This window comes from Methylorubrum sp. GM97, assembly GCF_024347855.1.
GTDB lineage: Bacteria > Pseudomonadota > Alphaproteobacteria > Rhizobiales > Beijerinckiaceae > Methylobacterium > Methylobacterium extorquens.
Genome location: NZ_AP025942.1, coordinates 4,496,081 through 4,508,072 on the forward strand (window position 1 = coordinate 4,496,081; position 11,992 = coordinate 4,508,072).

At 68.2% G+C, this 11,992-nt stretch carries 12 protein-coding genes; 6 read left to right on the top strand and 6 right to left on the bottom strand.

The features are described 5' to 3' along the window. The first annotated feature begins 19 nt into the window (after nt 1-19). From mfd to MSPGM_RS21015, 4 genes are all read left to right on the top strand, one after another. Entirely contained in the window at nt 20-3,610 is a 3,591-nt protein-coding gene (gene mfd, locus MSPGM_RS21000) for a transcription-repair coupling factor (protein WP_003599088.1), read from the top strand. Nucleotides 3,611-3,986: 376 nt separating this feature from the next. Next, entirely contained in the window at nt 3,987-4,196 is a 210-nt protein-coding gene (locus tag MSPGM_RS21005; RefSeq protein WP_003599086.1) for a cold-shock protein, read from the top strand. Nucleotides 4,197-4,298: 102 nt separating this feature from the next. Next, nucleotides 4,299-4,667: a DUF6481 family protein gene (locus MSPGM_RS21010; protein ID WP_003599084.1), complete on the top strand. Its 369-nt coding sequence runs from the start codon at nt 4,299-4,301 to the stop codon at nt 4,665-4,667. A 178-nt stretch (nt 4,668-4,845) separates the two neighbouring features. After that, nucleotides 4,846-5,043: a hypothetical protein gene (locus MSPGM_RS21015; protein ID WP_012255296.1), complete on the top strand. Its 198-nt coding sequence runs from the start codon at nt 4,846-4,848 to the stop codon at nt 5,041-5,043. Between the two features lie 66 nt (nt 5,044-5,109). Here the strand turns inward: MSPGM_RS21015 and MSPGM_RS21020 are convergent, their stop codons facing one another. Together MSPGM_RS21020 and MSPGM_RS21025 are read right to left on the bottom strand one after the other, a co-directional pair. Then, the gene (locus MSPGM_RS21020) at nt 5,110-5,451 is read right to left on the bottom strand and encodes a hypothetical protein (RefSeq protein WP_003599081.1); all 342 of its coding nucleotides are present in this window, start codon (nt 5,449-5,451) and stop codon (nt 5,110-5,112) included. Between the two features lie 258 nt (nt 5,452-5,709). Then, the gene (locus tag MSPGM_RS21025) at nt 5,710-7,110 is read right to left on the bottom strand and encodes an AMP-binding protein (RefSeq protein WP_043766524.1); all 1,401 of its coding nucleotides are present in this window, start codon (nt 7,108-7,110) and stop codon (nt 5,710-5,712) included. 297 nt (nt 7,111-7,407) lie between these two features. Between MSPGM_RS21025 and MSPGM_RS21030 the strand changes: the two genes are divergently transcribed. After that, on the top strand, nt 7,408-8,661 hold the full coding sequence (locus MSPGM_RS21030) for an ATP-binding protein (RefSeq protein ID WP_015857409.1): 1,254 nt from the start codon (nt 7,408-7,410) through the stop codon (nt 8,659-8,661). A gap of 200 nt (nt 8,662-8,861) precedes the next feature. Next, a complete protein-coding gene (locus MSPGM_RS21035; protein ID WP_012255300.1) occupies nt 8,862-9,224 on the top strand; it encodes a response regulator in 363 nt (120 codons plus the stop codon). A 13-nt stretch (nt 9,225-9,237) separates the two neighbouring features. Here the strand turns inward: MSPGM_RS21035 and MSPGM_RS21040 are convergent, their stop codons facing one another. The 4 genes from MSPGM_RS21040 to MSPGM_RS21055 form a co-directional block, all read right to left on the bottom strand. Next, nucleotides 9,238-9,534: a type II toxin-antitoxin system RelE/ParE family toxin gene (locus tag MSPGM_RS21040; RefSeq protein ID WP_003599075.1), complete on the bottom strand. Its 297-nt coding sequence runs from the start codon at nt 9,532-9,534 to the stop codon at nt 9,238-9,240. After that, nucleotides 9,513-9,740, bottom strand: a complete 228-nt coding sequence (locus MSPGM_RS21045; protein WP_003599073.1) for a hypothetical protein — start codon at nt 9,738-9,740, stop codon at nt 9,513-9,515. Before MSPGM_RS21045 ends, MSPGM_RS21040 begins: the two co-directional genes overlap by 22 nt. Before the next feature lie 43 nt (nt 9,741-9,783). Next, nucleotides 9,784-11,421, bottom strand: coding sequence for an acyl-CoA synthetase (locus MSPGM_RS21050; protein ID WP_003599070.1), 1,638 nt, complete (start codon nt 11,419-11,421; stop codon nt 9,784-9,786). Nucleotides 11,422-11,559: 138 nt separating this feature from the next. After that, nucleotides 11,560-11,754, bottom strand: a complete 195-nt coding sequence (locus tag MSPGM_RS21055) for a hypothetical protein (protein WP_003599068.1) — start codon at nt 11,752-11,754, stop codon at nt 11,560-11,562. Nucleotides 11,755-11,992 lie beyond the last annotated feature (238 nt).

Genomic DNA, 11,992 nt, shown 5'->3' on the forward strand with positions numbered 1-11,992 from the left:
CCCTGATACAGCACGCTCGATGGCCAAGCCCCAACCCAAGCCACCCGCTCCGAAGCCGCAGACCGCGCGCTTCGCCCTGCCGAAATCGGCGCCGCTCACCAAGGCGCTCGATGCGATCAAGCGTGGCGACAGCCCGACGCTGGCGAGCGTCCCCGACGGCTTCGATGCGCTGGTGGCCGCCGACCTCGCCCGCGCGCTGTCCGGTTCGTTCGAGGGGCCGGCGGTGCTGGTCCACGTCGCCCGCGATTCCGGCCGCTCCAACGCCTTCCAGAACGCGCTGAAATTCGTCGCCCCCGAGATCGAGGCGATGAGCGTTCCGGCCTGGGACTGCCAGCCCTACGACCGGGTCTCGCCGAACGGGGCCATCGCCGCCCAGCGCATGACCGCGCTGTCGCGGCTGACCCGTTCGCGCTCGTCGGAAGAGAAGCCGCGTATTCTCTGCACCACCGTCAACGCTCTGGTGCAGCGGGTGCCGCCGCGGTCGCGCGTGGCCGTCGAGACCTTCTCGGCGGCGATCGGCAACGTCGTGCCGATGGACAAGGTCGTGGCCTGGGTGGAAGCGAACGGCTTCCTGCGCACGGGAACGGTGCGGGATACGGGCGAATACGCCGTGCGCGGCGGTATCCTCGACCTGTCGCCCCCCGGCCTGCCGAACCCGATCCGCCTCGACTTCTTCGGCGACACGCTCGAATCGATCCGCGCCTTCGATCCGGAGACGCAGCGCACGGTGGGGTCCTTGCGCTCCCTCGACCTCGTGCCGATGAGCGAGGTGCAGCTCACCACCGAGACGATCCGGCGCTTCCGGCAGGGCTATCTGTCGAGCTTCGGCGCGGCGACCCGTGACGACCGGCTCTACGAGACGGTGAGCGAGGGCCGGCGCTATGCCGGCCTCGAGCACTGGATGCCGCTGTTCTACGACGGCCTCGACACCCTGTTCGACTATCTCGGCGACGTGCCGATGCTGTTCGACCCGCAGGTGGAGGAGGCGGCCACCGAGCGGCTGGCCCTGATCCAGGACTATTTCCAGGCCCGCGAAGCGGCGCTCAAGAACCCGCAGAGCGGCGTCGCGCCCTACAAGCCGCTGCCGCCGCGCGCGCTCTACCTCACGCCCAACGAGTGGAAGAGCAAGGTCGAGTCCGGCACGGTGGTCCGGCTCACCCCCTTCGCGACGCCGGATTCCGACGAGCGCGCGGTCATCGATTGCGGCGCCAGGGCCGGGCGAAGCTTCGCGCCCGAGCGGGCCGACGACGCGGCCAGCGTGTTCGACGCGGCCGTCGCGCATATCCGGGATCTCCAAGCATCCGGGCATCACGTGATCCTTGGATCCTGGTCCGAGGGCTCGCGCGACCGGCTCTGCGGCGTGCTGACCGACCACGGGCTCAAGAAGCCGACGGTGATCAACACCTTCGCCGCGGTCAACGCGCTCAAGCGCGGCACCGATGTGGCGGTCGCGGTCTGGGGGCTGGAATCCGGCTTCACCCTCGACCGGCTCGCGGTGGTGGCCGAGGGCGACATCCTGGGCGACCGGCTGGTGCGCCAGAAGCGCAAGTCCAAGCGCCCGCAGGACATCATCCTGGAGGTGCAGGCGCTCCAGCCCGGCGATCTCGTGGTCCATGCCGACCACGGCATCGGCCGCTTCGTCACCCTCAAGACCGTCACCGCGGCGGGCGCGCCGCATGACTGCCTCGAACTGCAATATGCCGGCGGCCTGCTGCTGCTGCCGGTCGAGAACATCGAGCTCCTGACCCGCTACGGCTCCGAGGATTCGGAGGTCGCGCTCGACCGCCTCGGCGGCGGGGCGTGGCAGGCCCGCAAGGCCAAGATGAAGCGCCGCATCCTCGAGATGGCCGGCGACCTCATCAAAATCGCCGCCGCGCGGTTCGTGAAGTCCGCCCCCAGCCTCAAGGCGCCGGAGGGGCTCTACGAGGAATTCGCCGCCCGCTTCGCCTTCCAGGAGACCGAGGATCAGGCCAACGCCATCGACGCGGTGCTCGACGACCTCAATGCGGGGCGTCCGATGGACCGGCTCGTCTGCGGCGATGTCGGCTTCGGCAAGACCGAGGTGGCCCTGCGCGCCGCGTTCGCGGCGGCGATCTCCGGCAAGCAGGTGGCGGTGGTGGTGCCCACCACGCTACTCGCCCGCCAGCATTTTCGCACGTTTGCCGAACGGTTTAAGGGACTGCCGATCAACGTCGCGCAGCTCTCCCGCTTTGTCTCGGCGGGCGAGCAGCGCCAGAACCGGGCCGGGCTCGCCGACGGCACGGTCGATATCGTCGTCGGCACCCATGCCCTGCTCGCCAAGAACGTCGCGTTCAAGGATCTCGGCCTCATCATCGTCGACGAGGAGCAGCATTTCGGCGTCGCCCACAAGGAGCGGCTTAAGGCGCTTCAGGCCGACGTGCACGTGCTGACGCTCTCGGCCACCCCGATTCCGCGCACCCTGCAGCTCGCCATGACGGGTGTGCGCGAACTCTCGATCATCGCCACGCCCCCGATGGACCGGCTGGCGGTGCGGACCTTCGTGACACCGTTCGATCCGCTGCTGGTTCGCGAGGCGCTGCTGCGCGAACGCTATCGCGGCGGCCAGTCGTTCTACGTCGCCCCGCGCATCGAGGATCTGGCCGAGGTCAAACGCTTCCTCGACACCGAGATGCCCGAGACCACCGTCGCGGTCGCCCACGGCCAGATGGCGGCGGGCCAGCTCGAGGACGTGATGACGGCGTTCTACGAGGGCAAGTACGACGTGCTGCTCTCGACCACGATCGTCGAATCTGGCCTCGACATCCCGACCGCCAACACGCTGATCGTGCACCGGGCCGACATGTTCGGTCTGGCCGCGCTCTACCAGTTGCGCGGGCGTGTCGGCCGCTCGAAGGCGCGGGCCTACGCCCTGTTCACGACGCCGGCCAACCGCCAGCTCACGACCCAGGCCGAACAGCGCCTGAAGGTGCTCCAGAGCCTCGACACGCTGGGCGCCGGCTTCCAGCTCGCGAGCCACGATCTCGACATCCGCGGCGCCGGCAACCTCCTGGGCGATGCCCAGTCCGGCCACATCAAGGAAGTCGGCTACGAGCTCTACCAGCAGATGCTGGAGGATGCGGTCACCGCCCTCAAGGCCGGCATCGAGGAGCCGGTGGAGGAGGCGTGGTCGCCGACCATCGCGCTCGGCGCTCCGGTCACGATCCCCGAGGATTACGTCGAGGATCTGACCGTCCGGCTCGGCCTATACCGGCGCCTCTCGACCCTCGAGAACGATGCCGAGATGGAGAGCTTCGGTGCCGAGCTGATCGACCGTTTCGGCCCGCTGCCGCCGGAGGTGGAACAGCTCCTGAAGATCGTGACCATCAAGATCCTGTGCCGCGACGCCAATGTCGAGAAGGTCGAGGCCGGGCCGAAGGGCGTGGTTGTCCACTTCCGCAACCGTTCCTTCGCCAACCCGCAAGGGCTCGCCGCCATGGTCGTGGAGCAGGGCTCCTTCGCCAAGGTGCGGCCCGACATGAGCGTCGTGTTCATCCGCGAGCTCGACGGCATCCCGCGGCGGCTGAAGGAGACGACGCAGATCCTGCGCGGGCTCGTCACGATCGCCAAGCGGGCCAAGAAGGCCGCCTGACCGGGCCTGCGCGAGACCGCCGGCCCCTTGCCGTTGGAGCGGGAGGGCGGAGCGGGCGTGTCACGCGCGACATAAGCGAGAGATCGCGGTGTGGGAGATCCTTCTCAACTCACGCTGCGCGTTGATGAATCGCTTGAAACGGCAGGTCATTTCGAATGACCTGCCAACAATTCTTGCATCTCGAAAAATAAAACGAGCCTTGATAAAGCTTCATTCGAGTCGCATATAGATCTTATCGATGCGAGGCCGGATTTTCTGGGCCGTGACGCCTCCGCAGGGCGGTTCTCATTTTCCTTCGTTATCGGTCGAACGACATAGCCTGGCGCTGCATGGCGCAAGGCTCTCTACCTGAATCCTGCGGAGACAAGGACATTCTATGAGCATCGGCACCGTCAAGTGGTTCAACGAGCAGAAGGGCTTCGGCTTCATCCAGCCTGAGGACGGCTCGAAGGACGTTTTCGTCCACATCTCCGCCGTCGAGCGCGCCGGCCTGCGTGGCCTCACCGAAGGCCAGAAGGTTTCCTACGAGATGGAAACCGACCGTCGCTCCGGCAAGCAGTCGGCGGGTCAGCTCCAAGTCGCGTAATTCGCGCCTGAACCCGATATGTCGAAGCCGCTCCGGACTGGAGCGGCTTTGCGCTTTTAAGGCCGTGGTTCATCCCGGACCCGGTACGATCAAGGACACTCTGTGAGCTTCACCAAACAAAACTCCTTCGACGACCGTCGCCAGGATTCGGCTTCCTCCCGGGAGGCCATGCTCGCCCGCTTCCGCGCCCGCCCCTCCAATGATGATCCGGCTGTGCAGGCCCGCCAGGCCGAGCGCCGTGCGATCGCCGTTGCGCGCGACGAGCGGGTCAAGGAGCGCGAGACGCAGCGCCGCCTCGATGCCGAGCGGCTGGCTGCCATCGCCGCCGCCGAGCGCGAGGCCGAAGTGGCGCGCAAGGCCGCCGAGATCGAGGCCGCCGCCGAGCGTGCCCGCGAGGCCCAGGCCAAGCAGAAGGAAGAGCGGGACGCCCGCTACGCCGCCCGCAAAGCCAAGATCAAGCTGCGCCGCTGAGCGCGCTATCGCTTTCCCGTGAGTCGGATCCCCGGCTCGTGGGCTTGCCCCGGCACGGAGCTGGGGCCGCTTTCGGTCGGACGTGCGATCGAGACCAGCTCTGACCCGTTGTCTTGAAGGGGCTCTCCTCCGCCGAAGCGGCTTCCCGCTTCGACGGAATGCGTTCGAGGAGACATCGATGTTTCATAAGTTCAAGATCGGTCAGCGGGTTCGCCGCGCTCAATCGTCCCCCACCGACGAGCGGCTGGGCTTCGGCACGATCAGCGAAGTCGTCCGCCTGATGCCCGACGATCCGACCGGGGAGCCCTCTTACCGGATCCGCTCCGGCTCGGCCGAACGCGCCGTCCGCGAGAGCGAGATCATCGCAGCGGCGTAATCGCCCGCTCGCGCATGAAAAAGGCGGGCCCGCGGCCCGCCGTCATTGTCCCGTTACGGGAAAGACCTAAAGCTCGGGCTCAGCGAGCACGTAGGGACCGATCCGGCTCTTGAGATCAACGGGTGCGCCGGGGCGGGGTCCCGCGTCGTCCATCTCGATGACCGGAATGCCGCCGGCCCGCATCCGGGCGCGCAGCCGATCGGCGAGCGCGGCGAGATGCGGATTCGTGCTGGACGAGAGCTGAAGGAGGATCGCCGCAGGACGGGCGATCACGGCGAGGACATCGTCCGCCGCTTCGATGGAAGCGGTGACGCTTGCATAACCGAGCCCGGCGAGGTCGGCGGCAAGAGAGCGATCGACGGCGCGGCGGCCATCATCGACGACAAGCACTTGTTGCAGCGCACCCATAGGCTTAAGCGTTACCCCATGTCGCGCCCTGTGTGAAGGGGCACCCCGGATAACCCGCATGGCCACGATTGGTTCGCCGGCCATGGAGCTGGGTGAACATGGAATCGCCGTGCTGAAGGCGGGATGAACTGCGCCGCACAAGTCGGGGACGTGAATCCCTGGCTGCCCCGGTTCTCGCCTAAGTCATTTCCTCCAATCGATTTTTTATCTGTCTGCTTGAGAGGACGGCACCGCGGAACGCACCGTTGGCAGGCCCGATTACGCAGGCGCAAAAATTTTTGGGGAGCCGGCGGAAGCGGACGGCTCCACGACCTCGATCGCGGTGGCGAAGCCCGCGAACAGCACCGGCGCGTAAGGCGTCTCCTGCCACATCCCGCTCGGGATCGCCTGCCGATTTCCGCGCTGCAACGGCGTCACGGTGCAGGCTTGGCCGCGGAAGGCGAGGCGATCGTCCGCGCCGCGCCTCATGGACATCAGGGCGGCGGGAAGGGCGAGCCGCTCCGGCTTGCCGAGCACCAGCGAGAGGTCGCCCGTCGTCCCGCGCCGGCCGGAGAGGATCGCCGTCTCGTCGAAGGCGACGGTGTCGATCACCGTTTCGAGGCGCAGGCCCTGCGACCGGTCCACGGCGCGGCTGCGGCTGGGGAAGCGGACCGGCGCCCGGTGCACCAGGGCGACGGAGCGCAGATCCGTCGGCAGGTCGCGGCCGGCGAGGTTCTTTTCGAGGAAGGCGGGGGCGACGAGATGCGTCGGGCCCGGCCGGCGCAGGGCCGTCGCGAAGGCGGCCCCGTCGAACAGCGGCAGCGTCTCCAGCGTGGCCCCTGCAACGAGAGCGGCCGCGAGCCCGGTGGCAAGGCCGCGCAGGTCGTGCGGGCCGATCAGGCTGAGGATGCGCTCGGCGGGCGCGACCCGCATCGCCACGAGATGGGCGGCAGCCGCCGCCACCACCGATTCGCCGCTGCGGTAGACCGGTTGCTCGGGGTCGCCGCCGATGAAGCTGACGATGCCGGCCGCGGCGGGGGCCGGTCCGGCCGGCTCTCCGGCAGGGCCGTCGAGGACGAACCGGTCGAGATTAATCACCCCATCCGGCACGTCGGGGCCGAAGGCGGCGAGGTAGCGCAGGCCGAAATAGCGTGCGGCGACGGCGCAGAGGCGCTCGGCGGGTGCGGCGGAGCCGAGGCGGGCCTGGGTCAGCACCGCGCTCAGCGCGACGTTCTGCGCCGCGGCAAGCAGGCGATCCTCGTCCCAGGAGACTGGGAGCAGGCAGGCGACGTGGCCGGCGGCCTCAACGGCGAGGATCGCCAGCGCGCTCTCGGCCGAGCCCGGCAGGCACAGGCCGATGCGGCTTCCCGGCGGCAGGCGCCAGCTCCGCAGGCCGCGGGCGAGGCGCTCCACGATCTCGGCGGCCGCGGCGTAGGTCCAGGTGATGGCGGGCCTGTCGCTCCAATCCGGCTTGTCGGCGGGGTCGACCACGGCGATCCGGTCGGGATGGCGCCGCGCCGTGGCGGACAGCAGGCTGCCGAGGCTGATGCGCCGCAGGGGCGCGTCGGCCGGCGTCTCATGCGAGGCCGCATCGGGGGTTCCCTGCGAGGCGCCTTTCAAGGCTCCCTGCAAGGCCCTTTGCGAAGCCTCAACCTGCGTGATTGCCCGTTGCGCCGACACTCGCGCCCGCCCTCGAAAGCCACCCTCGGTGATGAGCGAATAGGGTTAAGTAAGACTTAATGTTTGGTGGGCGCCGGTGTCTCGCGTAGAGATTTGGGGTGAGGGCAGGCCGCATTCGCCGGCGCGCCCGATCGTTCATGTCTCGGGCCTCGTCCTGGAAATCGAACCCGGAACGATGCCGCGGATTTTTGTTCGAGCATCGTCGCGAAAGCCTGGCGCCATCTTTCGGGACGATGCTGTCGCATGGGCCTGCGCAGCCTTCGGGATCGTGCGCGGCGGAGCGGGGGACCGGGGTTGATGCTCGAACTTCTGCGGCGGCTGTGGGAGGTCGAAAACCTTTCGCCCCACGGCATCTGTCTGCTGTGGCGTCCGGAGCTGATCTGGACGCATGTCGTCTCCGACAGCCTGATCGCCTTCGCCTATTTCTCGATCCCCGTCGGACTGGCCTATTTCGTGTCCCGCCGCCGCGACGTGGTGTTCGGCTGGATGTTCTGGTCGTTCGCCGTGTTCATCACCGCCTGCGGCGCGACGCATCTCATGGCGATCTGGACGCTCTGGGTGCCGGATTACGGGCTGGAGGCCGCGGTCAAGCTCATCACCGGCATGGCCTCCATTGGCACGGCGGTGGCACTCTGGGTCCTGATCCCGAAGGCGCTGACCTTGCCATCTCCGACCCAGCTCCGGCAGGCCAACGAGGCGCTGCAGGCCCGTATCGCTGAGCGCGACGCGGCGCTCGCCGCTCTGGAGGCCGCCAATGCCGAGCGCGCGCGGGCCGAGGAGGCCCTGCGCCAGAGCCAGAAGATGGAGGCGATCGGGCAACTCACCGGCGGCGTGGCCCACGACTTCAACAACCTGCTCAACGTGGTGCTGCTCAACCTCGACCGGGTCGAGCGCGGCCTGCCCGAGGCGAGCCCCCTGCGCACGCGCCTGCGCGATGCGGTGAAGGGCGCTGAGCGGGCGGCGACGATGACGCACAAGCTGCTGGCCTTCGCCCGCCGCCAACCGCTCTCCCCGGTCAGCACCGACGTGAACGCGCAGATCGCCTCCTTTGCCGAGTTCCTGCGCGGCACGATCGGCCCGCGCATCCGGCTGGAGACCGATCTCGCCCCGGACCTGCCGCGGGTGAGGATCGATCCGAACCAGTTCGAGAGCGCGATCCTCAACCTCGCGGTCAATGCCCGCGATGCGATGCCGGAGGGCGGCACGCTCACCCTCGCCACCCGGCCGCTGCCCGAAGGCGATGGGTTCGCCGTCGAAGTGTCCGACACCGGAGCCGGCATGGCGCCGGAGGTCGAGGCGCGGGCCTTCGAGCCGTTCTTCACCACGAAGCCGTTGGGGCAGGGGACCGGCCTGGGCTTGAGCCAAGTGTTCGGCTTCGCGCAGCAATCGGGCGGCAGCGCCGCTTTCGTGCGCGACGGCAGGCCCGGAACGACGGTGCGCCTGTCCTTCCCGGCGCAGGCGCCGGCCGTGAGCCGTCCGGCAGTGCGTCAGGCCCCGGTTGCCGAACCGGGCTTTGCGCCGCTCCTGCCGCCGGTGGCGGTCGCGGGCTAAAGCATCATCCCGGAAGGCGGTCGCCGGCTTTCGGGAAAAAGATGATGCAAGAACGAAAGCGAAGAGCATCATCCTGAAAGGTGGCCAGCGGCTTTCGGAAAAAGATGATGCGGGTGGGCCCGCACTCGAAAGGCATGCGGCTCTTGCGCCTTCCGGATGCGGGCCTGTCGAATAACAAGAAGACGTGGGAGGGGGGACGTATGGCCGACAAGCGGACGGTGCTCGTCGTCGAGGACGAAGAGATGCTGCTCAGCGCCGTGACCATGGAGTTCGAGGATGCCGGCTTCGCCGTGCTCAGCGCCGGCACCGCGGAAGAGGCCTACGGCCTGCTCCAGGGGGCCGGGCGGGTCGATCTCCTGTTCACCGATATCCGCCTGCCGGGCCAGCTCGACGGCTGGGACCTCGCCGAGCGCGCGCGCGTGCTGCACCCGGCCCTGCCGGTGATCTACGTGACCGGCTACAGCGCCGAGCAGCCCCGGCAGGTGAGCGAGAGCGTCCTGGTGATGAAGCCCTACCGCATGACCGCGATCATGAGTGCCGCGCAGCAATTGGGCGTAGAGTGAGGATGGCCACGGATCACGACAGGGGACGGCGTGCGGTATGTCGGAAGCGGCGCACGACGATGTCTCGGTCCGTGGCGCGATAGTCGATCAGGTAGGGAAACGAGCTGAGCGGAAATCGCCGGATGCCCCGTTTACTTGTCAAACGCCCTGCCTGGGGATGCGCTTGCAAGAGGGCCACGACCGATAGGATGCGCTCTTGAAGCCTGAAGGCAGCTTGGGGCGACTCGCTTGCGAGAAAATCAAGCGCCGCTTCGATTTGCCGAGCGGCGGTCAGAGTGTAGCGGACTCTCACCGACCATACTTCGCCCATATGGCGCGCATCTGCTCCTCCGTTGCGAAGTCACCGCGCGCCTCTTCGACATCCGACTCCGCAAGATCAGCCTCTTCCTCGGGCGTAAGCGGAATGACCGATTGCTCCTCACCCGCATAGGCGAGCACGAGACGCGCGATCTCGTCCTGCATTTCCGGAGAGAGTCCCCGCGCGGTGGCGACCGCTCGTTCGAGAAGATCCGTCATGAGGTCCATCCTATCGAGGCGGACAAAGCGCCGAAAGCGGCCTTCACGCGTCTCCCTCCCGCGCCTTCTCCCGCAACACGAACTTCTGCACCTTGCCCGTCGAGGTTTTCGGCAGTTCGCCGAACACCACGTGGCGCGGCAGCTTGTAGGGGGCGAGCCGCTCGCGGCACCATGCGACCAGTTCCTCCGAGGTCGCCTCCCGCCCCTCCTTCAGCTCGATGAAGGCGCAGGGCGTCTCGCCCCATTTCGCGTCGGGCTTGGCGACGACGGCGGCGGCCGCGACCGCCGGGTGCTTGAACAGCGCGTCCTCCACCTCGATCGAGGAGATGTTCTCGCCACCCGAAATGATGATGTCCTTCGAGCGGTCTTTCAGCTGGATGTAGCCGTCGGGATGCTTCACCCCGAGATCGCCGGAGCGGAACCAGCCGCCCTTGAAGGCGGCCTCGGTCGAGGCCGGGTTCTTCAGGTAGCCGCGCATCACCACGTTGCCGCGGAACATCACCTCGCCGAGGCTGGTGCCGTCGGCGGGCAGGGATTCCATCGTCTCAGGGTCGCGCACGTCGAGCCCTTCCAGAACGGGGTAGCGCACGCCCTGGCGGGCCTTCTTCCTGGCCTGCTCGTCGCGGGACAGCGCGTCCCAATCCTCGTGCCACGCATTCACGACCGCCGGGCCGTAGGTCTCGGTCAGGCCGTAGAGATGGGTGACGTCGAAGCCGGCCTCGCCCATGGCGGCGAGCACCGCCTCGGGCGGCGGCGCGGCGGCGGTGAGGAAGTGGACCCGGCGGGGGAGGGGGCGCTTCTGCGCCTCGGGGGCGTTCAGCAGCGTCGACATCACGATCGGCGCGCCCGACAGGTGGGTGACGCCGTGCTCGGCCAGAGCCGCGTACATCGCGGGCGCCCGCACCTGCCGCAGGCAGACATGGGTGCCGGCGACGATCGAGAGCGTCCAGGGGAAGCACCAGCCGTTGCAGTGAAACATCGGCAGGGTCCAGAGATAGACCGCGTGCTGCGGCAGCCCGGCGGTGATGACGTTGCCGAGCGAGAGCAGGGCCGCGCCGCGGTGGTGATAGACCACGCCTTTCGGATCGCCGGTGGTGCCGGAGGTGTAGTTCAGCGAGATCGCGTCCCACTCGTCGCCCGGCATCGCCCAGCCGAAATCGGGATCGCCGGCGGCGAGGAAATCTTCGTAGTCGGTCTCGCCGACAGGGGCGCTGTCTCCGGTGAATTCAGGGTCGTCGTAATCGATGACGAGGGGCGAGACCCCGGCCTTGTCTAGCGCCTCGCGGCCGATCCGCGCGAACTCGCGATCGACGATGAAGACCTTGGCCTCGCCGTGGTCGAGGCAGAAGGCCAGAGCCCCCGCGTCGAGGCGGGTGTTGAGGGTGTTGAGCACCGCCCCCGTCATCGGCACGCCGTAGTGGCACTCGATCATCGCCGGCGTGTTGGCGAGCAGCACCGCCACCGTGTCGCCGCGGCCGATGCCGCGGGCGGCCAAAGCCGCGGCGAGGCGGCGGCAGCGGGCGTAGAGGTCGGCGTAGGAGCGGCGCAGGGGCCCGTGGATCACCGCAACCCGGTCCGGGAAGGTGCGGGCGGCGCGATCGAGATAGGTCAGCGGCGTGAGCGGCTGGAAGTTCGCGGGATTCGGGTCGAGATCGCGGTCGTAGATCGTCGTGCGCGCCATGGTCTCGCCTCCCGTTTCAGGGGGAGATTATCCGAGCCCCGCGGGCGATCAACGGCATAGAAAAGGCCCCGCGGGCGCGAGCCCGGGAGCCTTGTCAGGTCTGAGGGATTTGAGGCGTAAGTCGGCCGAAAAGGCCGATCAACGCTCCCGGCCGCTGAGGAGCTTCTCCAGGGCGGCGAGCCCGCTGCGCTCTGCGGCCTCTTCCGTGGTCTGCACGCGATCCGCGCGCTGGAAGAGTTTGCCGTTCCGGCGGATGGCCCACGTGAAGTGCCCGGCAGGGCGCTCGCAGGCTTCGATTTCGAGGGTGTAGGGATTTGCGCTGTTGTTTGCCATGAGAGGAATATAGGGTCGCCCTTCCGGTCCGGCTACCCACCCAGTGCATAGTCGCGTTGCTTTTTGCTGGTGGCCCCGCACCCGGTGGCGCTGCGGATCTCCGCATTTGACAATCCGAACCGGATCATCGACACGGCGCCCGGCCGGGGCGCGGGCCGTCCGCCGGCCTTTTTCATCCGCGCCCGAGCCGCCGATGCCCGTTCCTCCCCGCCAGAGCCGGACCGCACCCATCGGGGGC

Bases quoted from the DNA above. Each gene is read 5' to 3' on its own strand.
- mfd (WP_003599088.1), top strand. From the start codon at position 20: ATGGCCAAGCCCCAACCCAAGCCACCCGCTCCGAAGCCGCAGACCGCG.
- MSPGM_RS21005 (WP_003599086.1), top strand. From the start codon at position 3,987: ATGAGCATCGGCACCGTCAAGTGGTTCAACGAGCAGAAGGGCTTCGGC.
- MSPGM_RS21015 (WP_012255296.1), top strand. From the start codon at position 4,846: ATGTTTCATAAGTTCAAGATCGGTCAGCGGGTTCGCCGCGCTCAATCG.
- MSPGM_RS21020 (WP_003599081.1), bottom strand. From the start codon at position 5,451: ATGGGTGCGCTGCAACAAGTGCTTGTCGTCGATGATGGCCGCCGCGCC.
- MSPGM_RS21030 (WP_015857409.1), top strand. From the start codon at position 7,408: ATGCTCGAACTTCTGCGGCGGCTGTGGGAGGTCGAAAACCTTTCGCCC.
- MSPGM_RS21035 (WP_012255300.1), top strand. From the start codon at position 8,862: ATGGCCGACAAGCGGACGGTGCTCGTCGTCGAGGACGAAGAGATGCTG.
- MSPGM_RS21040 (WP_003599075.1), bottom strand. From the start codon at position 9,534: ATGGGCGAAGTATGGTCGGTGAGAGTCCGCTACACTCTGACCGCCGCT.
- MSPGM_RS21045 (WP_003599073.1), bottom strand. From the start codon at position 9,740: ATGACGGATCTTCTCGAACGAGCGGTCGCCACCGCGCGGGGACTCTCT.
- MSPGM_RS21050 (WP_003599070.1), bottom strand. From the start codon at position 11,421: ATGGCGCGCACGACGATCTACGACCGCGATCTCGACCCGAATCCCGCG.
- MSPGM_RS21055 (WP_003599068.1), bottom strand. From the start codon at position 11,754: ATGGCAAACAACAGCGCAAATCCCTACACCCTCGAAATCGAAGCCTGC.